The following is a 21,530-nucleotide window of genomic DNA, read 5'->3' as shown; positions in this document are numbered from 1 at the left end:
ACAGGAGTTAATTCGGTGGCTAAAATTGTTGTCGTTACATCAGGCAAAGGCGGTGTAGGTAAAACTACAACGAGTGCATCATTTGCAACAGGCTTAGCGCTACGCGGGCATAAAACAGTTGTTATTGATTTTGATGTAGGCTTACGTAATCTCGACCTGATCATGGGGTGTGAACGTCGAGTGGTTTACGATTTTGTAAATGTAATTAATAACGAAGCACGTTTACCTCAAGCGCTTATTCGCGATAAAGATATCGAAAATTTATTTATTTTACCTGCTTCACAAACACGCGATAAAGATGCACTTACCGATGAAGGTGTTGCACGCGTAATGGAAGAGCTTGCACAAGAATTTGATTATATTATTTGTGACTCGCCTGCAGGTATTGAGCGTGGTGCGGTACTTGCAATGTACCATGCAGATGAAGCCATCATTGTCACCAACCCTGAAATTTCATCTGTTAGAGATTCTGACCGTATTATTGGAATGCTTGATAGCAAGACCAAAAAGGTAGAAAATAACGAAGGACGTATTCGTAAACACTTGTGTATTACACGTTTTAATCCAGAACGTGCAGATCGCCAAGAAATGCTTTCAATTGATGATATTTCTAAAGAGATTTTACGTATTCCAACGATGGGCGTTATTCCTGAATGTCCAAGCGTTTTACAAGCATCAAACGAAGGTAAACCTGTCATTTTGTATACAGATCAAAAAGCAGGTGAAGCCTATGATGACCTCGTAGCACGCTTCTTAGGCGAAGAACGTCCTTATCGTCACATCGCTGCAAAACCTAAAGGCTGGTTAGCCCGTCTATTTGGAGCATAATCATGGCAGGATTTTGGAATAAAATTTTTGGTGGTGAGGAGCGTCCAACCAGTGCACAAACTGCAAAAGACCGACTAAAAGTAATCGTTGCGTCTGAGCAAGGTTTAGGACGTCGTCTAAGCCAAGATAAAATCGATCAAATGAAAACGGAAATCATGCAAGTGGTTAACCGCTACGTGCGTGGTGTGGATGAGCAACATATTCAAATGCAGGTACGCTCTGAAGCGAACCTTGAAATGTTGGAAATGAATATCAATTTACCTGACGAACGTTAATCTAAATACTGATTAGCCTATTTAGGTGATTTGGGGCAAAATAATATTTTGCCCTTTTTTATTGGAAGAATTATGGCAGTTTCTCAACCTGCAACATTTAACGAAGAATGGTCAGATGAGCGTGTTTTTGCTTACTTAAACCATCTACCCCCACATGGTGTTAACGCTGATTTTCATGTGTTATACAATGCGTATAAACATATGCGTGCCTATGATTTTAAACGCTTGGTCGATCAGTTTTTAAAAGATGGTCGTGATATTCAGGCTACAAATCCTGAAGGACAGACCATTCAAGATGTGATTGCTCAATTTCCACGTCAGCGTGATGAATTTTTAGCTATTTTAAGTGCGGTATAATCACCGCACTCACCACTTCATGGTTCTCATGTAACGTATAGCCTTGTTTTTCAATGTTACATTCAAATATACGGCTAACAAATTTTCTTTCATCAAGTCTTCCATAATCATAGTGATAACCTCTAGACGTCTTATTTTTATTAACCAACGTATAATCTAAATCACTTTGTGTATGTAAATATCCATTTACCAATGTATCGCAAGTATTTGGGTTTTGACTACATCCAACCAAAAATAAACTACTTATGATGAACCATTTCATATTGGTGCTTCCTATCCTTGAATAGCACCATCATAAAAAGCGTGTGATATCCTATACAGATACACTTTTAACTAAAAAAGCAGTACAGTCATGGCTTTTCTTTACCAAACACTCGCACAAACGCTGATTCCAAAGCTCAAAGAATTGCCTGCACATAGTAAACTGCCCTCGTTAAGAGTATTTGCCAAACAGCATCACATTAGTTTAAGCACGGCTCAAGCATGCTATGTATGGTTAGAGGCACAAGGTTACATTTATTCAAAAATAAAATCGGGTTACTTTGTACAAGCACAACCAACTACACATGCAGTATTAGAACGCATTAATTTTCCATCCGTACAACGAAATGTATCTAATTTTGAATTGTTTGATCAAATTCAAGAAGCCTCAAGTCATACCAAAATTATTCACTTAGGTGCAATCCAGTTAGGTGCAACCCTTATTCCAATTGATCCTTTACGGCATTCTATTCAACGTGCGTTAAAACACAGCCATTCAGAAGATTTTTTATATTGTAATCGGCAGGGGCATCTAAAACTCAGAGAAGCATTTAGCCAACTTTGGGCAGAAGATGGCATACATGTAGCAGCCAATGATATTTTAATCACCAACGGTTGTATGGCTGCACTCTCGCTCAGTATTCAATCCTTAACGCAACCTAACGATGCCATTATTATTCCAACGCCCACATTTAACGGACAACTACAATTACTTGCCAGTTTAAAGCGTAAAATTATTGAAGTTCCATCAGACACACAAGGAATAGACTTACAACGCTTAGAAGAGGTCATGCAATCAGGACAAGCTAAGGTCTGCTTACTGACTGCCAACTACCAAAATCCGCTTGGCTATTGTTTAAGTCATACAGAAAAACAAAAAATTGCACAACTAGCTGCCCAATATCAGTGCTATATCATTGAAGATGACATTTATGCAGAATGTGGCTACCAACAACAACGCCCCTTACCTATTCAATATTGGGATACATCAGGCTATGTCATTTGGACGGGCTCAGTTTCTAAATCTATGTCGAGTGCGTACCGTATTGGCTGGGTTTGTTTAGGCAATAAAACACAGCATTTACGCACCCATTTTTTAAACCATAATATGTTGGTCAATACACCATTACAGCTTGGGCTTGCAGACTTTATTTATAGTGGACAGTACAAAAAACATATTGAGCGATTACGCAGTCAACTGTTGCAGCAGGTAAACGCTTATATTGAAACCATACAAAAACTATGCCCTTATGTGCAGATCGTTATACCTCAAGGTGGTTATGCACTTTGGTTAAAGCTACCTCAAGAAGTCAGTACATTTGAGTTATATAATTTTGCACTTCAACAAAGTATCAGTATTGTGCCAGGCATTGTTTTTGGAGAAGATGCCAAATATAAACACTATATTCGGCTTAATGCAGGACATCCACTCAATACAGAGATTAAAGATGCCCTGAAAAAACTCATGGATTGGATTACTTGTTGCTATTTGCAAGCAAAAACGCCCCAAATAAAGTAAAGATACCACCTGAAATTCCATCAATCCATTTTACAGAACGTTGGTATGCCGCTTTACAAGCAGGTAGTGAAAATACAAAGCTCACCAACAAGAACCAAAGTGCCGTTTCTATTACAACAATTAAAAGCAGTAACCAATGCACATGATCTAAAGTAGGATTTGCTAAAAAAATAGAAAATACACTACTAAAATAAATAATCGCTTTAGGGTTAGATAAATTGGTGAGTAACCCTTTTACAAAAAATTTAATGGGTGCCTGTGGCAACTCTACTTGATGGTTAGATGGTGCTGTTTTTGATAATGCCGAACGTAGCAGTTGAAACCCAAGCCATCCCAAGTAAAGCCCACCACCAATTAACAATATCTGTCTAAGCCACACCATTTTTTCAAATAAAATATTTAATCCTAAAAGGGCTAATGTTGCCCACACCATCACAGCGGCACTGATACCTGCCACTGCAAATAAGGTTTCTTTTTTAGTCCGACTAATGGCCGTTTGCGAAATAAAAAAGAAATCAGGACCAGGCGTAATGAGCGCAAATAAATGAATAGCAACTAACCCACATAGTGCTGTAAACATACATAACTCCTTACACTAAAATATCACGGCGACCATTCGAACCCATTGCACTAATCACACCTTGTTCTTCCATGGTGTCAATTAAACGTGCAGCACGGTTATAACCTAAACTAAACTTACGCTGTAATGATGACGCAGATGCCTTACGTGTTTCTAATACAAAAGCTACCGCTTGATCGTATAACACATCACGGTCAGGGTCTCCTCCATCATCTGTTCCACGTGCAGATGATGGTTCCTCATCATATGGTGTTAAAATTTCATCCACATAATTAGGTTCACCACGTTCACGCCATGCATCACAAATACGATTCACTTCATCATCACTAATAAACGCGCCATGTACACGTTCAGGTTCAATTTTACCCGGTCCTAAAAACAACATATCACCATGCCCAAGTAAATCTTCTGCACCGCCTGCATCTAAAATAGTTCGAGAATCAATTTTACTATTTACACGCAATGCTACACGCGTCGGAATATTGGCTTTAATCAAGCCTGTAATCACATCAACCGATGGACGTTGTGTTGCAAGTAATAAGTGAATGCCTGCTGCACGAGACTTTTGTGCAAGTCGCGTAATCATTTCTTCTGCTTTTTTACCTACCTGCATAATCATGTCGGCAAACTCATCGGCAACAATCACAATCATCGGTAACGGTTGCAAACGTGGCGCACGTTCTTGTACTGCCGAGTCACTTGGCTTCCATGTTGGGTCTAGTAAATCTTCCCCATTGGCAATGGCTTCTTCAACTTTACGGTTGTAATCCACAATTTTACGTACTTTAAGCACCGCCATCAGCTTATAACGACGTTCCATTTCGTTTACACACCAATTTAATGCACTCACGGCATCTTTCATGTCGGTTACAACAGGCGTGAGCAAATGAGGAATATCGCTATAATTGGCAAGTTCTAATTGCTTGGGGTCAATTAAAATTAAACGCAAATCTTTAGGTGTGTATTTAAGCAACATGGAAAGCAACATCGCATTTACAGCCACCGATTTACCCGAACCTGTTGTGCCTGCAACGAGCATATGGGGTGCTTTGGCTAAGTCTGTCAGTACAGGATTACCCGAAATATCTTTACCCATTGCCATGCTAATTAAACCACTTGGATCGCGATAGGTTGGTGTATCTAACAGCTCAATCAAACGCACCATTTCACGCGCACTATTCGGTACTTCAATGCCAATGTAAGGCTTACCCGGAATGACCTCAACCACACGTACCGATGCCATCGACATTGAACGTGCTAAGTCTTTAGAAATATTAGTGACTTTTGATGCCTTCACACCCGGTGCTAAATCTAGCTCAAAACGTGTGACTACAGGTCCCGGCTGTGCTTCAACCACCGTCGCTTTCACATTAAATTCTTGTAATTTAATTTCTAACAATTCAGATAAGCGATCTAATTGCTCTTCTGTAAAATGAACTTTTTTATTTGGATCAACATTATCTAACAAACTTTCACTTGGTAATGTTGAAAGATGCCGACGGTTTTCCACTACTTGCATCGCACGCGACATTGGACGCCCATGAGCATCCGTCAATGGTGCATCTAGGTCGGGCTTACCTGCGGTTTCTTGCCATGCTTCAATAAACTCTTCTTTAGACAACGAAGATGGCGGCTCTACATTAATTTTGCCTTGAGTAAATGGCGTCGATTGTGCATAGCTAGACGTACGGCGAACAGGCTCAACTTCTTCTTGCTTTTGGATAACTTGCTGTTGCTGTTGCTGTTGCTGTTGCTGTTGCTGTTGCTGTTGCTGTTGCTGTTGCTGTTGCTCAGCTTGCTTCAAAAGTGCTTCAATTTCATCAATAGAATGATCTTCTTTTTGTGCAGATTCAGAAACTTTATGAATTAACTCATTAAATACGGCATCATCATCCCAATCTACAGCCTTCGGTTTTTTAGGTTCAGGTTTTGAAATAGGTTGAGGTGGCTCTACTTTTTTTACTATTTCTTGCTCTTGCTGTGCAAAATCATCAAATAATTTTTCTGCAACAGGATCTACCACAGAGACAGATTGCACTACAGGAACAACTTCTGGTGCTTCTTCTACTTGTACTTTGACAGCGGAGGCTTCTTTTTTAGGTTTTGTTGTTAAATCAAATGCTGCCTCACTTTCGGGTACATTTTTATAAAATAAATCTTGTAAATATTTAGGTGTGGCTTTTAAAGTTGCCCATGTTTTATTCCACTGTATTCCAAATGCAAGCGTTGCTAACATAATCAACAGTAAAATTAAAAAGCCACTTGCTCCATAAATGGTCAATAAATTAGATAAACTTTGCCCAACTTCAAAACCAATAATACCGCCTGAAGCATTGTCTAAGGCATCACTCGGCACTGTCCAAAATAAATACAGCATACTTGCCGTTGCAAGCAAAATAAAAAACTGTGCCGCATATCTAAATGGACGATTTAAAAAACTACGTGGCCACCATACCTGAATGGCTTCTATAAAAAAGAAAATGGGTAAAAGTAGACTTGCCCAACCCAAAAAGCCAAACAGCAAATCTGCAATCCATGCGCCTGCTACCCCACTTGCATTAGAGACTTTTTGCGTATCACTTGAAATATGCATCCAGCCTGGATCAAAAGGCGTATATGTCACCGTTGCTAAAAATAAATAAATACCAAAAGACACTAAAAATAATGTGATTAGTAAGCGCTGTGCATATGCACTAGACACCGCAGTCATATACAGTCCTGTACTTTAAAACCCATTTAAACGTCATATTATGCACACCTTATTCCAAAAAAGATGCAATACTTTGTTAGCATTTTTATATTGTTCACATACAAGGGCGCATGTTTAACGTATAATTTTTTCAATAGATCATTATACAAGGAAATCACTATGAGCGCGCGTCACTCACGTTTGATTATTTTAGGTTCTGGCCCTGCAGGTTATAGTGCTGCGGTATATGCTGCTCGTGCCAATCTAAAGCCAACATTAATTGCAGGCTTACAATTAGGCGGACAGCTCACCACCACAACCGAAGTAGACAACTGGCCGGGTGATCCTGAAGGTTTAACAGGCCCTGCGCTGATGGAACGTATGCAAGCACATGCGGAACGCTTTGGTACAGATATTGTGTACGACCATATTAACGAAGTAGAACTTACACAACGTCCTTTTACTCTAAAGGGTGACATGGGTGAGTACACTTGTGATGCTTTAATTATTGCAACTGGTGCAACAGCACAATATCTCGGCTTAGAATCAGAACAAGCCTTTATGGGGCAAGGTGTTAGCGCATGTGCAACCTGTGACGGTTTCTTTTATAAAAACCAAAAAGTCATGGTGGTTGGCGGTGGTAATACTGCTGTAGAAGAAGCACTTTATTTATCTAATATTGCCGAACACGTTACACTCGTACACCGTCGCGATAGCTTACGTTCAGAAAAAATCTTACAAGACCATATTTTTGAAAAAGAAAAAGAAGGCAAAATTTCAATTATTTGGAACCACCAAGTAGATGAAGTTCTTGGTGATCAAACAGGTGTTAATGGTGTTCGTCTTAAATCAACGCAAGACGATTCAACACAACACGTTGACGTACATGGTTTATTTATTGCTATTGGGCATAAACCAAACACTGAAATGTTTGCGAATCAACTCCAATTACGTGATGGCTATATTCAAATACAAAGTGGCACATCGGGCAATGCAACTGCAACCTCTGTAGAAGGCGTCTATGCTGCAGGCGATGTAGCAGATAGCATCTATCGTCAAGCGATTACATCAGCAGGTTCTGGTTGTATGGCAGCACTTGATGCAGAAAAATTCCTAGATAACACTAACTAAAGTCAAGCCGTAGCAATACGGCTTTTTTATTTTATGATTATATTTCCAAACCCAATTGAAGCTGATCCCACAGGCGAAGGACTTATTTGTATTGGTGGCGATCTTACGCCTACCACCTTATTACAAGCCTATAAAAGTGGACTTTTTCCATGGTTTAGTGAAGATGACCCCATTTGTTGGTGGAGTCCTGAACCACGCTGTATCATTGTGCCAAGTGACTATAAACCGAGTAAGTCACTTGTTCGTACCATGAAAAAAATGCAGTACAAAATTACAGTCAATCGTGCATTTGAACAAGTCATTCAATCCTGTGCCCTACCCCGTGCTTACGAACAAGAAACATGGATTACCGAAGACATTATTCAAGGTTATATTCAACTGTTTAAACAAGGCGATGCGTACAGTATAGAAGTATGGGAACACGATACGCTCGTTGGTGGTTTATATGGTGTGACCATTGGACAAGGCTGTTTTGGCGAATCGATGTTTAGTCAACGTACAGATGTTTCTAAAATGGCATTTTATACGCTTATGCTCATTGGACAAGAACAACAACTCCCTTGGATTGACTGTCAACTAGTCAATGACCACCTTTTAAGTTTAGGTGCAACTACACTTACGCGTGATGCATATTTAGACTCATTAAAAAAAGTCATTAAAAAGCCCTCAATAGATTGGAAAAAATATGAAGACGGTGTATTTTTAAGTCAGGACATTGCTATAAATCGAAATTTCAGGAGGAAACTAGACCATGAACTCATATCGTCAGCAGTTTCCGCCCAGTGAGTTACAATACTTTATTACACCTGCACATGACTGTAGTTATATTGAGAACAAACCATCTCGTATGGTTTTTCTAGATCCTAAACAAAAAATTAATGTAGTAACCTTATCAGATTTATCACGGTCTGGTTTTAGACGCAGTGGAGATTTCATTTATAAGCCTGAGTGTCATCACTGTCGGCAGTGTTTATCTTGTCGTATTCCTGTGCAAGATTTCAAAATGAATAGCCAACAAAAAAAAGCATGGAAACGCAACCAAGACCTCACGACCAGAATTACCCCCATCAAAGAATTTAACGCTCAACATTATGAACTTTACGAAAAATATATTCATCTCAGACATTTTGATGGTGATATGTACCCACCTAGCGAAGAACAGTTTGAAAAGTTTTTAATCGAAAATGTCATTGATGGCTTTTTTTTAGAGCTTTGGAAAGATGACACATTAATCAGTGTATCAGCATGCGATGTCCTTGATGATGGACTATCTGCGGTTTATACTTTTTTTGAACCCAACGAACAAAAGCGCTCATTAGGCGTATTTGCAATATTAAAACAAATTGAATATATAAAATCCAAACAACTTAGTTATGTTTATCTAGGATATTGGGTACCGCATGCTAAAAAGATGCGCTATAAAAGCCAATATTTACCTTTTGAGGTGCTTGTAGATAGCCGTTGGCAACGTCTTAATCGCGCTCTTACAGACCAAGAAATTGATCAGTTTGGCGAATCACTGATGACTCGCTTTCCATCAGGATGGGATCGACTAATTAAACAGAAGCTTTAAATAATTTAGAAAAATCGTCACTACAAGCTTTTACCATAATAACGGCATGCTCTTTTGTACCATCTAAATTTGGATAATAATTTTTTCGAAGATCAATTTGATGAAAATCAGACTTTTCATACAATTTAATAGCATGGATATTACTTTGTCTTACTTCTAGAAAAATTTGAACAGGATCATTTTCAAGTAAATTTAAGGATTGATTTAATAACTTATATCCTAACCCCTGCCCTTGATACTTTGGATCAATGGCCATCAACAAAAGATTTGCTTCATCTAATACAGGTTGCAAAATACAAAATCCACTCACTTGGCCATTTATTTCAATTACTGTACTGACATACTGCTCAACAGCTTCTGCAAATTGTTTTTGTGACCAAGGTTTAACTTGTACTTGCTTTTCAATATTAAAAACCGTATTTACATCATTGGCTTGCATTAAACGAATCATATTTTTTACTCAAATATTTGACAAAAAAAACGCCCCCAAAGGAGCGTTTTTCTTACTTTTCAGTGATTATGCAGTTACTTTAGCAACAACACCAGCACCTACAGTACGACCACCTTCACGGATCGCGAAGCGTAAGCCTGCGTCCATTGCGATTGGGTGGATCAATTCTACTGACATTTCAACGTTGTCACCTGGCATAACCATTTCAACGCCGTCTTGTAATTGGATCGCACCAGTTACGTCAGTTGTACGGAAGTAGAACTGTGGACGGTAACCATTTAAGAATGGAGTGTGACGACCACCTTCGTCTTTAGAAAGTACGTATACTTCTGCATCAAACTTAGTGTGTGGCTTGATTGTACCTGGCTTAGCCAATACTTGACCACGTTGTACGTCTTCACGCTTAGTACCACGTAAAAGTACACCACAGTTCTCGCCTGCACGACCTTCGTCAAGCAATTTACGGAACATTTCAACGCCAGTTACAGTTGTCTTCGTAGTATCTTTGATACCAACGATTTCAATCTCTTCACCAACTTTTACGATACCCGCTTCTACACGACCTGTTACTACAGTACCACGACCAGAAATAGAGAATACGTCCTCGATTGGCATTAAGAATGCTTTGTCGATTGCGCGCTCTGGCTCAGGAATGTAAGAATCTAACGCTTCTACAAGTGCAATTACAGCTGATTCGCCATATTGACCTTGGTCAGCGTTAAGTGCAGCTAAAGCTGAACCACGGATTACTGGAGTGTCATCACCAGGGAAATCGTAAGCAGATAGAAGTTCACGAACTTCCATTTCTACTAATTCAAGTAATTCTTCGTCATCTACAAGGTCGCATTTGTTTAAGAATACAACGATGTAAGGTACACCTACCTGACGAGAAAGAAGGATGTGCTCACGTGTTTGTGGCATTGGGCCATCAGTTGCAGCACATACTAAAATCGCGCCATCCATTTGAGCCGCACCTGTGATCATGTTTTTAACATAATCGGCGTGACCTGGACAGTCTACGTGTGCGTAGTGACGAGTTGGAGAATCGTATTCTACGTGTGATGTATTAATTGTAATACCACGTGCTTTTTCTTCAGGTGCAGAGTCAATTGCTGCGTAATCTTTCGCTTCACCGCCGTAAGTTTTTGCACAAATTGTTGCAATAGCAGCAGTTAAAGTTGTTTTACCATGATCGACGTGACCAATTGTACCCACGTTTACGTGTGGTTTATTACGTTCAAACTTAGCTTTAGCCATGATGACTTCCTTTATTCATGCTCATGAGAGCAACTCATGAGCAATAGGTTTTTAACTTAATATTCAGTTCGGTACTAGAATAATCGAAAGATTACTCGTCGTCACCTTTTTTACCAGTTTGGAACTTAGTAATGATGCCTTCAGCCACGTTACGTGGAGTTTCAGCATATTTTGCAAATTCCATAGAGTAAGTTGCACGACCTTGAGACATAGAACGCATTTGAGTCGCGTAACCAAACATCTCAGCCAATGGAACTTCAGCACGGATTGCTTTAGTACCACCAGGTAAATCGTCCATACCTTGAACCATACCACGACGACGGTTTAAGTCACCCATGATATCGCCCATGTAGTCTTCTGGAGTTTCTACTTCTACTTTCATTACAGGTTCAAGAAGAACAGGATCTGCTTTCATGAAACCGTCACGGAATGCGTAAGAACCTGCCATTTTGAACGACAATTCGTCAGAATCGACATCATGGTAAGAACCATCAAATAGTGTCGCTTTGATACCTACAATAGGGTAACCCGCTAATACACCATTTTTCATACGTTCTTGAATACCTTTATCAACTGCACCAAAGAATTCTTTAGGTACAGTACCGCCGACAACTTCTTCAGCGAATTCGTATTCTTTACCAGACTCGTCAACATCCATAGGTTCTAAACGAACATATACATGACCGAATTTACCTTTACCACCTGTTTGACGAACAAATTTACCTTCTTGCTCAACAGATTTTTTGATCGTTTCACGATAAGCAACCATTGGTTTACCAATGTTCGCTTCAACGCCAAACTCACGCTTCATACGGTCAACAATAATGTCTAAGTGAAGCTCACCCATACCTGCAATAATAGTTTGACCAGATTCTTCGTCTGTACGTACACGGAATGAAGGATCTTCTTTAGCCAAACGACCTAAAGCAATTGACATTTTTTCTTGGTCAGCTTTAGTTTTTGGTTCTACTGCAAGCGCAATTACTGGCTCTGGGAATTCCATACGCTCAAGTGTAATGATGTTTTTCTCATCACACAGTGTATCACCAGTTGTAACGTCTTTAAGACCTACACACGCTGCGATATCACCTGCACGGATTTCGTCAAGATCTTGACGTTCTGCTGCGTGCATTTGAACGATACGACCAACACGTTCACGCTTAGACTTAACAGGGTTATAAACTGGATCACCTTGTTTAAGAACACCTGAGTAAACACGGATAAATGTTAAGTTACCTACAAACTTATCGTTCATGATTTTGAACGCTAGTGCAGAAAACGGAACATCATCAGATGCTTCACGAGTTGCAGCAGTTTCTGCTTTATCATCTAAGATACCTTCGATTGCCTTAACTTCTGTAGGAGAAGGAAGGAATTCGATTACAGCATCCAACATACGTTGAACACCTTTGTTCTTAAATGCAGAACCACAAAGCATTACTTGAATTTCTGAAGCTAATGTACGCGCACGTAAACCTGCGATGATGTCTTCTTTAGAAAGATCACCTTCTTCTAGGTACTTGTCCATTAATGCTTCTGAAGCTTCAGCAGCAGCTTCAACCATGTTAGTACGCCATTCGTTAGCCGTATCAACTAGGTCAGCTGGAATCTCACCAAGATCAAAATTCATACCTTGAGATGCTTCATCCCAGATAATTGATTTCATCTCGATTAAGTCAACAACACCTGTAAACGTATCTTCTGCACCAACAGGGATAACGATTGGCACAGGATTAGCGCCAAGGCGAGTTTTCATTTGTTCAACAACACGGAAGAAGTTTGCACCTGTACGGTCCATCTTGTTCACGAATGCTAAACGAGGCACTTTATATTTGTTTGCTTGACGCCATACAGTTTCTGACTGAGGTTGAACACCACCTACAGCACAGTAAACCATGCACGCACCGTCAAGTACACGCATAGAACGTTCAACTTCAATTGTGAAGTCAACGTGTCCCGGTGTATCAATTACGTTAATACGGTGTTGTTTAAACTGGTTAGCCATACCAGCCCAGAAACAAGTTGTAGCAGCAGAAGTAATGGTAATACCACGTTCTTGCTCTTGTTCCATCCAGTCCATTGTCGCTGCACCATCGTGTACTTCACCAATTTTGTGAGATACACCTGTATAGTACAGGATACGTTCTGTTGTTGTAGTTTTACCTGCATCAATATGTGCAGAAATACCGATGTTACGGTATTGAGAAATAGGGGTTTGACGAGCCATGGTGTCTTACATTCCTAATGTTATTTATAAAACAGGACGCATTAAGCCTAAAGACTTAATGCGTTTAAATGTTAAGAATACAAGGCTTCTTAACATTACTTTTGTAACAGCCTGTTTTATCCGCTTAGAAACGGTAATGAGAGAACGCTTTGTTCGCTTCAGCCATACGGTGCACGTCTTCACGTTTTTTAATTGCAGCACCTTTGCCTTCAGATGCATCAAGCAACTCGCCAGCAAGACGTAAAGCCATTGTTTTTTCAGAACGCTTAGCAGCAGCTTCTACTAACCAACGCATAGCTAAAGCAGTACGACGGGATGGGCGTACTTCCATAGGTACTTGGTATGTAGCACCACCAACACGGCGAGCTTTTACTTCAACCATTGGGCGAACTTTTTCAAGAGTAGCTTCAAAAAATTCTACTGGTTCTACTTTATTTTTTTCTTGAACGCGGTCTAAAGCACCGTAAACAATGCTTTCTGCAATTGATTTTTTACCATCTTGCATTACGTGGTTCATGAATTTAGCGATTGTTTGGCTACTGAATTTTGGATCCGGCAGGATTTCACGAGCAGCGACTACGCGACGTCTTGGCATTTTATACACCTAATAATATGACACTTCAGGATAATCTAGCAGTTTGTGCAAAGTGTCATGCACAGTACGCTAGCCTTACTATACGTCGCTTGGATATTAAACAAGCGAAACGCTAAAGGATTGCTTGGTTCTTAACGCCTAATTATTTCTTAGGACGTTTAGTACCATATTTAGAACGGCTTTGGTTACGATCTTTAACGCCAGCACAGTCTAATGAACCACGAACGGTATGGTAACGTACACCTGGTAAGTCTTTAACACGACCACCACGGATAAGCACAACACTGTGCTCTTGTAAGTTATGACCTTCACCACCGATGTAGCTAGAAACTTCAAAACCAGAAGTTAAGCGAACACGGCAAACCTTACGCATTGCTGAGTTAGGTTTTTTAGGTGTAGTAGTGTAAACACGTGTACACACACCACGGCGTTGTGGACAAGCCTTCAACGCAGGAACTTTTGATTTTTCAATCAAAGTTGTACGACCCTTACGGATCAACTGATTCGTTGTTGCCATTTGGCAATTCTCCCGTTAATTACTGACCCAAAAAATAAGCACTTTTTGAGGGTACGTAATTGTATGCAAAAACTGATATGCGGTCAATATCGCAAATCTAATCTGTGAGTAAAGGTTTTGTTGCAGTTGCGTGTTGATACGCCTCTAAAGGCGACAAATTTACCTCAGGGTGTTCGATTAAATAGTGACGAGCTGTTGAAAAAACTGCTTGAGCCGTTTGTCCTGCTTGTTCAATAAATTTGTAACTATAAGTTGCACTCACCCCTGCCGCCACTAAAGGCGTTAATTTAGCAAATGATGATAAATCAGGTAAATGTTTTAACCAACTGCTGTGTTCTTCTGAGTTAAAAAACTTTTTCATCCAAGTAAAGTCATTATTTGACCCCACCATACTTTGTAGCTTATCAATATCGTGTGTTTGTAATCCTGTTGAAAGAGAGCGTATTGCAAGTAATAAACTTTGTTTTTGAGCAATATCTTCTAATGGAATTTGTTTAAACACATATTGCACAATATCTTGTGTTTGCTCATCTAAAACAAACCCATAGGCACGCCCTGTTTGATACACTGTTTTAAGTGCAAAAAAGATGGACATTGGAATATCCACGCCCGAACCAATGACACCCATTAAGCCTGAAACACCGCCCTGCACTGTTGCCATAATTTTGTTTTGTTCTATCAGTGCTTGGCTGATTCGTTCAGAACGTGCAACATCTTGCGTTAATTTATCTAAAGATTTAACGCCCGCTTGTGCCAAAACCGCATCTGTACTACTCAGTTTTTCTGAAAAGTCATTCAGCTTATCAAACACATAGTCTGATACTCGATCCATTGCCGTGGGCGAAATAAAAGTTGCCACTTGGCTAATTCGTCCATAATGCTTACCTAACATATTAGGCATATATTGGCGCATTAAGGTTTGTGGATTTGGCTGTATAGCTTTAGGTGTTTGTGTATCTACCACATCTTTTTGCTGATCAAAATGCATTGGACTCACCTTTTGCGTACCTAAATCGTTGAGCTTTTTAGCCACTCTACCTATTGTATTTGACTGACTTTTAGCTTCATCATTGACTTGATTTGGCATAAACACCTCCTCATTATTTTTCTTTAACTTATTGATAAATACTAGAACCTTGCAAGGATGATCTCAACTTTATTATGTATCTTTTGTATATTTTCAAATAAAAACCAAATAGGCATAAGATTTGCCATAAGATTTAAAAAAGCTTTCTGCTATTATTGGGGTAATTTTCATGCCCAAAATTAAAGGATATAAAGATGAAACGTGTTGTCATCACAGGTATGGGTATTAACTCATGTATTGGTAACTCACTTGAAGAAGTAACGCATTCTTTACAAAATGGTATTTCTGGTACAACGTTTAATCAAAAATATGCAGACTTAAACTTTAAAAGTCATGTAAGTGGTCATGCAAAAGAAGAATTTGATCATATTGATCGTAAATTAAAACGCTTTATGGGCGTATGTGCCATGTATGCTTATAATTCTGCGCTAGATGCAGTTAAGCAAGCAGGTCTTGAAGTTGCCGATTTGGGTAATAACCCACGTTACGGTATTGCAGGTGGTTCTGGTGGTGGTTCTACAGCATCTGTTGTAGAAATGAATGAAATTTTAGAAACCAAAGGCGCACGTAAAGTAGGTCCTTTCTTTGTACCACGTAACATGACGAATACAGTGACTGCTAACATTGGTACAGCATTTAAATTGCAAGGTGTCGCACATTCTATTGCAAGTGCTTGTGCAACGTCTGCAGATGCAATTGGCTATGCATACAACCTGATTCAATTAGGCAAACAAGATTTAATGCTTGCTGCAGGTGGCGAAGAAGATCATTGGTCACAAAGTTTATTATTTGATGCGATGGGTGCAATGAGTAATAAATTTAATGATTCTCCTGAAACGGCATCTCGTCCATACTCTAAAGATCGTGCAGGTTTTGTGATTGCAGGTGGTGGTGGTTGTTTAGTATTAGAATCTTTAGAACATGCCCAAGCACGTGGTGCAAATATTATTGCAGAAATTGTAGGCTATGCTGCAAACAGTGATGGTGCAGATATGGTTGCACCAAGCGGTGAAGGTGCAACACGTTGTATCCGTATGGTACTTGATGAAGCAAAACAACACGGCGTAGATAAAATTGACTATGTCAATGCACATGGTACATCAACACCTGCAGGTGATATTGTTGAACTTCAAGCAATGCAACGTGCATTTGGTGAAGGCAATGTACCTCCTGTAAGTTCTACAAAATCAATGACAGGTCACAGCTTAGGTGCAACAGGCGTACAAGAAGCAATTTATTCTGTACTTATGATGCAAAATAATTTTATTGCACCAAACATTAATGTAACAGAGCTTGACGAAGGTACAGCAGGTTACGATATCGTTCTTGAAAAGCGTGATGCACAAGTGAATACCGTGATGAGCAATAGCTTTGGTTTTGGTGGTGTAAACGCATGTTTAGTGTTCAAAAAATGGGATAACTAATGAATGTCTGATGCATTTTTGTGGGTAAAAGCATTTCATATTATTGCAGTGGTATGTTGGTTTGCCGCCTTATTTTATTTACCAAGATTATATATTTATCATTCTATGAGCGATGATGAGATTAGTCATCAACGCTTTCAAGTAATGGAACGTAAGCTGTATCGTGGCATTATGTGTCCATCAATGGTGGCAACACTCGTTACAGCACATTTCTTGGTCGATTTAGGCGATGCAACACAGCATTATCATGACGCAATTTGGTTTTATCTCAAAGTTGCATTAGTTGGTATTTTAGTTATTTATCATTTTTTAACTGGCTATTACCGTAAAAAACTCATTGAAAATGCTCACTATAAATCACATAAGTTTTGGCGTGTATATAACGAATTTCCAACACTTATTTTATTAGCAGTGATCATTTTAGTTGTCGTAAAGCCTCAATTTTAATTGGGGCTTTTTTAATACACCACATTACGAATAAACCTGACTTCATGGCTCGTTTTATTAGCATAAGTATAATCCTGTGTTGTGGTTATAATTTTGGTTTCACCTTGTTTTAGCGTCATCATTTGCTGATTTTGAGTAATATTTAATTCACCCTCAATGATATAAATAATTTCTGAATATCCTTTGGGGTCGGCATCAGCATTGTATTTTTCATCGGGCATAAGCGTCCATAGCCATAATTCTGCTTCTTTTTGAGCAGGCGCAGCCCCTAAAAAAATCCCTTTACTGTCTTGTTTTTGCCATACAATCATTTCGCGGTTTTCTATTAAATCTGAAAATTTAATATCTAAAGCTTGAGCCAACATATCCAATTTCGTCAAACTAATATTGGCATTATTATTCTCTAATGCAGCCAACATACGGCGACTCATTTGTGCAGCATCTGCTAGTTGTTGCTGACTCATATTTTTTAAATGGCGATAATATTTAACATTTTCACTAATCAGTTTTAAAGTTTGATCGACTGACATAAAACTACCTGACAAAAATTACTTTGTGCAATATACTGCACATCGTGACAAATTCTACAGGTTTTTTTATGATCTACAAAAATAAATATTTCCCAGAAATGGCACTTATTTTTATCACCCTTATTTGGGGTGGTACATTTTTAACAGTTCAGTATGCACTTACGATGAGTAGCCCTATGTTTTTTGTAGGCTGTCGTTTTGCAGCAGCAACGTTAGCAATTTTATTTTTTTCTTTCAAAATTTTAAAACATACTACCCTAAAAGACCTTATTGCAGGCATTTGTATTGGCAGTATGATTACGATTGGTTATGGTGCTCAAACTATTGGATTACAAAGTGTTTTAAGTAGTGAATCTGCATTTTTAACAGCGCTATATGTACCGCTTGTTCCTGTTTTACAATGGATTTTCTTTAAAAAATTTCCAAAAGTGATGACATGGCTCGGTATTTTTGTAGCATTTATTGGCTTGGTTCTGTTAACAGGTAATCACACGCTTAATATTGAATTTAGTACAGGGCAGATTTTCACTTTGATTAGTGCCGTTGCCATTGCTGTGGAAATTATTCTCATCAGCTTATTTGCCAATAAAGTAAATACGCAACGGGTTACGGTTATACAGCTTATTGCAGCATCTATTTTTTCTTTTATCACAATGCCTTTTTTAGGCGAACATTCAATTCCTGAATTTTCTTGGACATTGGTTGCAATTGTTATTGGGATTGGAATTGCAAGTGCTTTAATTCAGTTTACGATGAATTGGGCACAGCGTTATGTCGAACCTGCCAAAGCAACTGTCATTTATACAGGTGAGCCTGTTTGGGCAGGTATCTTTGGACGTATGGCAGGTGAACATATGTCCCCTTATGCACTCGTTGGTGCAGTTTTAGTTGTATTTGGTGTGTTACTCAGTGAACTTAAATTTAATAAATCATCAAAAGAGTGAATTTGCACATCTGCATTTTCAATTTCTTCTGCTGTGCCATAACCATATGTAACAGCAACGGTTGCAACACCATTTTGTTGTGCACCTAAAATATCGTATTTACGGTCTCCCACCATGACACAGGTTTTGGGATTGAGTTGCTCTTGCTCAAGTATATAAGCAATCAACTCACCCTTATTGGTACGCTCCCCTGTCAGTTCACTGCCATAAATTTGCGTAAAGTATTCACTCAAACCAAAATGCGTCAAAATCTTTTTTGCGTAAACGTGGGGCTTAGCCGTTGCTAAATACAAACGATACCCACGTTCTACAAGTGTTTGTAATGTCGTGTTTACGTGAGGATAAACTGTATTTTCAAATAATCCTATCGGGGCAAAACGCTCACGATATAATTCAAGTGCTTGATCGGCATGTTTATCCGAGCCCAATAATTGTATAAAAGAATCTTTTAAAGGTGGACCAATTGTCCAATCAAGATCAATGTTTTTATCTAAGGTCTGATTTAACTTTTCCATCGCATAACGAATACAGCTATGAATTCCCACTTTAGGATCTGTAAGTGTTCCATCTAAATCAATTAAAATATTTTGCACAATCTGACTCGGAAAGTTCATAAAACTTGCCTATACTAACTTAAATTTTACTTTTAAGGATACGGCATCGTGCGTCCTACCGTGCTTTGTTTTTCAGGATTAGACCCATCAGGTGGTGCAGGCTTGCAAGCAGATATTGAAGCAATTGGACAAAGTGGTGCCCATGCAGCAATTGCTTGTACAGCTTTAACTATTCAAAACTCACAACAAGTGTTTGGCTTTGAAGCAACCTCTAAAGAACTATTACTTGCTCAAGCTAATGCTGTTGTTCACGATTTGCCTATTCGCTGTGTTAAATCGGGTATGTTAGGCACAACAGATAACATTACAGCATTAGCAGAATTTTTAATCCTACATCCAAATTATGCTTATGTGTTAGACCCTGTATTGGTCGCCAATAGTGGTGGCTCATTGGGCGACCAAGCAACACTTGTAAAAGCATTTCAGCAACTTATTCCCCTTGCGACATTGATTACACCAAATACAGTAGAATTACGTGCACTCACAGGTATACAGGATATTGATGAAGCAACCGAAGCACTATTTAAACTTGGTGCAAAAGCAGTTTTAGTAAAAGGCGGACATGAAGAAACACCCGATTATATTCGTAATGCCTTGTATATCAATAATGACTTAGTCTCAGAAACAACATGTGCGCGTTTAGAAGGTGAATACCACGGATCAGGATGTTCTTTAGCAAGTTTTATTGCAGGACGTTTAGCGCAAGGCGATACGGTTCAGCAAGCCGTTAACCATGCCGAAACATGGTTATTTGGCGTATTACAACAGGCAGAGTCTCCTGTAGCAGGCGGGCAAAAAATACCAAAACGCTTTTAAGCTGCGTGGCGTTTCTTTAGATTCTCAATATGTTGGCAGTCTGTTTCAAAGCCTTTTTTAAGTGCATTGGCTTCAAGCTTTTTAACGATAGATTGAACTTGCTGTGCAGATAAAATTGGCTTTTTAAAATTTTTAATATGATGTACCCAATGCTCACCTTGGCAAACATTGGCAGGCATATCTGTTTTAAATTCACTTTTTCCAACAAACACCACAACAGAATGAAAATGCTGTTCTTCAACTTCACTTTCAAACAACTCAACAAGCGTTTTTAAATGTAAGTAGTTTTGATGTAATGGATTTTGAAACTGAAATTTTTTAGAGCCAAGACACACTGTCCATTGTTTTTGACGTTCTGAACCAAAAATCCACCCTTGATAGTTTTTGGTTTCAATTACAAACACGCCAAATGGACTGACCAAAATGTGATCTATTTGGGTGGTATGCCCATCATGGATAACAAAAGTACAATCATTTAATAGTACCGTTGATTTTTGGCAAAAATGGTCGCAGTAATGTTGCTGAACAATCTGTTCGCCTTGTTTGCCTTGAACATGCGCCTTTGAAGGCTGAGGGCGTATTTCAGGTTTTTTACGCGTTAATAAAAAACCTAAAATTGCACAAACAACTAAAACACCAATAATAAATATCATACTTGTGCAAGCTCTTGACGCATCTCATCAATGGCTTTTTTATAGTCAGGCTTACCAAAAATTGCTGATCCTGCCACAAACATATCTGCACCCGCTTCTGCAATTTCACGAATATTGGCAGGCGTTACCCCACCATCAACTTCTAAGCGAATATCACGACCACTTGCATCAATAATTTTGCGTGCTTGGCGTAATTTTTCTAATGTCATTGGAATAAATTTTTGCCCACCAAAGCCAGGGTTTACACTCATCAATAAAACTTGATCTACTTTGTCCAACACATAATCTAAATAGTGTAACGGCGTTGCAGGATTAAAAACCAAGCCTGCTTTTGCACCACCTGCTTTAATCAGTTGCAAAGAACGGTCGATATGTTCTGATGCTTCAGGATGGAACGTAATAATATCGGCACCTGCATCTAAAAAGTCACCAATAATACGATCTACAGGCGATACCATTAAATGCACATCAATAGGCGCTTTAATGCCATAATTTTTGAGTGCTTTACAGACACCTGCACCAAAGGTTAAGTTAGGTACATAATGGTTATCCATCACATCAAAATGTACAACATCTGCACCTGCTTCTAATACTTTTTCTACATCTTCACCTAAACGTGCAAAGTCAGCAGATAAAATTGAAGGTGCTATTAGATATGGCTTAGACATGGGGAACATCTCTTTAAATTTAAAAGTATATTACACAACCTGCCTTTTTTCTTAAATATTGTTTGTTAAGATAAAGTTCCTACATAG

At 39.0% G+C, this 21,530-nt stretch carries 24 protein-coding genes; 11 read left to right on the top strand and 13 right to left on the bottom strand.

What is annotated here, in order from left to right; all coding sequences use genetic code 11:
• Positions 1–15: 15 nt before the first annotated feature.
• The 3 genes from minD (at position 16) to PCI70_RS10285 (ending at position 1,460) form a co-directional block, all read left to right on the top strand.
• Entirely contained in the window at positions 16–828 is an 813-nt protein-coding gene (minD, locus tag PCI70_RS10295; RefSeq protein WP_269915248.1) for a septum site-determining protein MinD, read from the top strand.
• A gap of 2 nt (positions 829–830) precedes the next feature.
• On the top strand, positions 831–1,103 hold the full coding sequence (minE, locus tag PCI70_RS10290; RefSeq protein ID WP_269915247.1) for a cell division topological specificity factor MinE: 273 nt from the start codon (positions 831–833) through the stop codon (positions 1,101–1,103).
• Between the two features lie 72 nt (positions 1,104–1,175).
• Positions 1,176–1,460 carry a PA4642 family protein gene (locus PCI70_RS10285; protein ID WP_269915246.1) on the top strand — a complete coding sequence of 95 codons (285 nt, stop codon included), beginning with the start codon at positions 1,176–1,178 and terminating at the stop codon, positions 1,458–1,460.
• On the opposite strand, the gene PCI70_RS10280 is transcribed toward PCI70_RS10285, so the two are convergent.
• A complete protein-coding gene (locus PCI70_RS10280) occupies positions 1,441–1,722 on the bottom strand; it encodes a hypothetical protein (protein WP_269915245.1) in 282 nt (93 codons plus the stop codon). The genes PCI70_RS10285 and PCI70_RS10280 overlap by 20 nt on opposite strands.
• Before the next feature lie 90 nt (positions 1,723–1,812).
• Between PCI70_RS10280 and PCI70_RS10275 the strand changes: the two genes are divergently transcribed.
• Entirely contained in the window at positions 1,813–3,240 is a 1,428-nt protein-coding gene (locus tag PCI70_RS10275; RefSeq protein WP_269915244.1) for an aminotransferase-like domain-containing protein, read from the top strand.
• On the opposite strand, the gene PCI70_RS10270 is transcribed toward PCI70_RS10275, so the two are convergent.
• Together PCI70_RS10270 and PCI70_RS10265 are read right to left on the bottom strand one after the other, a co-directional pair.
• Positions 3,197–3,820: a LysE family transporter gene (locus PCI70_RS10270; protein ID WP_269915243.1), complete on the bottom strand. Its 624-nt coding sequence runs from the start codon at positions 3,818–3,820 to the stop codon at positions 3,197–3,199. The two genes, PCI70_RS10275 and PCI70_RS10270, sit on opposite strands and share 44 nt — an antisense overlap.
• Before the next feature lie 10 nt (positions 3,821–3,830).
• A complete protein-coding gene (locus PCI70_RS10265) occupies positions 3,831–6,530 on the bottom strand; it encodes a DNA translocase FtsK (RefSeq protein ID WP_269915242.1) in 2,700 nt (899 codons plus the stop codon).
• A gap of 159 nt (positions 6,531–6,689) precedes the next feature.
• Here PCI70_RS10265 and trxB point away from each other — a divergent pair, with 159 nt between their 5' ends.
• The 3 genes from trxB to PCI70_RS10250 are packed head-to-tail and all read left to right on the top strand — an operon-like array spanning position 6,690 to position 9,213.
• Complete coding sequence (gene trxB / locus PCI70_RS10260; RefSeq protein ID WP_269915241.1) at positions 6,690–7,640, top strand: thioredoxin-disulfide reductase; 951 nt, start codon at positions 6,690–6,692, stop codon at positions 7,638–7,640.
• A gap of 33 nt (positions 7,641–7,673) precedes the next feature.
• On the top strand, positions 7,674–8,426 hold the full coding sequence (gene aat, locus PCI70_RS10255; RefSeq protein ID WP_269915240.1) for a leucyl/phenylalanyl-tRNA--protein transferase: 753 nt from the start codon (positions 7,674–7,676) through the stop codon (positions 8,424–8,426).
• Positions 8,392–9,213 carry an arginyltransferase gene (locus PCI70_RS10250; protein WP_269915239.1) on the top strand — a complete coding sequence of 274 codons (822 nt, stop codon included), beginning with the start codon at positions 8,392–8,394 and terminating at the stop codon, positions 9,211–9,213. Before aat ends, PCI70_RS10250 begins: the two co-directional genes overlap by 35 nt.
• On the opposite strand, the gene rimI is transcribed toward PCI70_RS10250, so the two are convergent.
• The 6 genes from rimI to PCI70_RS10220 form a co-directional block, all read right to left on the bottom strand.
• The gene (rimI, locus tag PCI70_RS10245; protein ID WP_269915238.1) at positions 9,197–9,664 is read right to left on the bottom strand and encodes a ribosomal protein S18-alanine N-acetyltransferase; all 468 of its coding nucleotides are present in this window, start codon (positions 9,662–9,664) and stop codon (positions 9,197–9,199) included. The two genes, PCI70_RS10250 and rimI, sit on opposite strands and share 17 nt — an antisense overlap.
• A 66-nt stretch (positions 9,665–9,730) precedes the next feature.
• The gene (gene tuf / locus PCI70_RS10240) at positions 9,731–10,921 is read right to left on the bottom strand and encodes an elongation factor Tu (protein WP_269913849.1); all 1,191 of its coding nucleotides are present in this window, start codon (positions 10,919–10,921) and stop codon (positions 9,731–9,733) included.
• Between the two features lie 91 nt (positions 10,922–11,012).
• Positions 11,013–13,148: an elongation factor G gene (gene fusA, locus PCI70_RS10235; protein ID WP_269915237.1), complete on the bottom strand. Its 2,136-nt coding sequence runs from the start codon at positions 13,146–13,148 to the stop codon at positions 11,013–11,015.
• A gap of 124 nt (positions 13,149–13,272) precedes the next feature.
• Positions 13,273–13,743, bottom strand: coding sequence for a 30S ribosomal protein S7 (gene rpsG / locus PCI70_RS10230; protein WP_269915236.1), 471 nt, complete (start codon positions 13,741–13,743; stop codon positions 13,273–13,275).
• A 142-nt stretch (positions 13,744–13,885) separates the two neighbouring features.
• A complete protein-coding gene (rpsL, locus tag PCI70_RS10225) occupies positions 13,886–14,260 on the bottom strand; it encodes a 30S ribosomal protein S12 (RefSeq protein ID WP_004648013.1) in 375 nt (124 codons plus the stop codon).
• 97 nt (positions 14,261–14,357) lie between these two features.
• On the bottom strand, positions 14,358–15,347 hold the full coding sequence (locus PCI70_RS10220; RefSeq protein ID WP_269915235.1) for an EcsC family protein: 990 nt from the start codon (positions 15,345–15,347) through the stop codon (positions 14,358–14,360).
• A gap of 194 nt (positions 15,348–15,541) precedes the next feature.
• Between PCI70_RS10220 and PCI70_RS10215 the strand changes: the two genes are divergently transcribed.
• Both PCI70_RS10215 and hemJ read left to right on the top strand, forming a co-directional pair.
• On the top strand, positions 15,542–16,771 hold the full coding sequence (locus PCI70_RS10215) for a beta-ketoacyl synthase N-terminal-like domain-containing protein (protein WP_269915234.1): 1,230 nt from the start codon (positions 15,542–15,544) through the stop codon (positions 16,769–16,771).
• Between the two features lie 3 nt (positions 16,772–16,774).
• On the top strand, positions 16,775–17,218 hold the full coding sequence (hemJ, locus tag PCI70_RS10210) for a protoporphyrinogen oxidase HemJ (protein ID WP_269915233.1): 444 nt from the start codon (positions 16,775–16,777) through the stop codon (positions 17,216–17,218).
• An 11-nt stretch (positions 17,219–17,229) separates the two neighbouring features.
• Here hemJ and PCI70_RS10205 read toward each other — a convergent pair whose 3' ends face one another.
• Positions 17,230–17,748: an XRE family transcriptional regulator gene (locus PCI70_RS10205; RefSeq protein WP_269915232.1), complete on the bottom strand. Its 519-nt coding sequence runs from the start codon at positions 17,746–17,748 to the stop codon at positions 17,230–17,232.
• Between the two features lie 68 nt (positions 17,749–17,816).
• Between PCI70_RS10205 and PCI70_RS10200 the strand changes: the two genes are divergently transcribed.
• Complete coding sequence (locus PCI70_RS10200) at positions 17,817–18,692, top strand: DMT family transporter (protein ID WP_269915231.1); 876 nt, start codon at positions 17,817–17,819, stop codon at positions 18,690–18,692.
• Here the strand turns inward: PCI70_RS10200 and PCI70_RS10195 are convergent.
• Positions 18,611–19,306 carry an HAD-IA family hydrolase gene (locus PCI70_RS10195; protein ID WP_269915230.1) on the bottom strand — a complete coding sequence of 232 codons (696 nt, stop codon included), beginning with the start codon at positions 19,304–19,306 and terminating at the stop codon, positions 18,611–18,613. The two genes, PCI70_RS10200 and PCI70_RS10195, sit on opposite strands and share 82 nt — an antisense overlap.
• A gap of 48 nt (positions 19,307–19,354) precedes the next feature.
• Here PCI70_RS10195 and PCI70_RS10190 point away from each other — a divergent pair, with 48 nt between their 5' ends.
• On the top strand, positions 19,355–20,122 hold the full coding sequence (locus PCI70_RS10190) for a hydroxymethylpyrimidine/phosphomethylpyrimidine kinase (protein ID WP_269915229.1): 768 nt from the start codon (positions 19,355–19,357) through the stop codon (positions 20,120–20,122).
• On the opposite strand, the gene PCI70_RS10185 is transcribed toward PCI70_RS10190, so the two are convergent.
• A complete protein-coding gene (locus PCI70_RS10185; RefSeq protein WP_269915228.1) occupies positions 20,119–20,775 on the bottom strand; it encodes a nuclease-related domain-containing protein in 657 nt (218 codons plus the stop codon). The genes PCI70_RS10190 and PCI70_RS10185 overlap by 4 nt on opposite strands.
• The gene (gene rpe, locus PCI70_RS10180) at positions 20,772–21,443 is read right to left on the bottom strand and encodes a ribulose-phosphate 3-epimerase (RefSeq protein WP_269915227.1); all 672 of its coding nucleotides are present in this window, start codon (positions 21,441–21,443) and stop codon (positions 20,772–20,774) included. Before rpe ends, PCI70_RS10185 begins: the two co-directional genes overlap by 4 nt.
• Positions 21,444–21,530: the final 87 nt, after the last annotated feature.

It is taken from the genome of Acinetobacter sp. HY1485 (assembly GCF_027568475.1).
GTDB lineage: Bacteria > Pseudomonadota > Gammaproteobacteria > Pseudomonadales > Moraxellaceae > Acinetobacter.
This window is presented reverse-complemented; position numbering and strand designations above follow the sequence as displayed.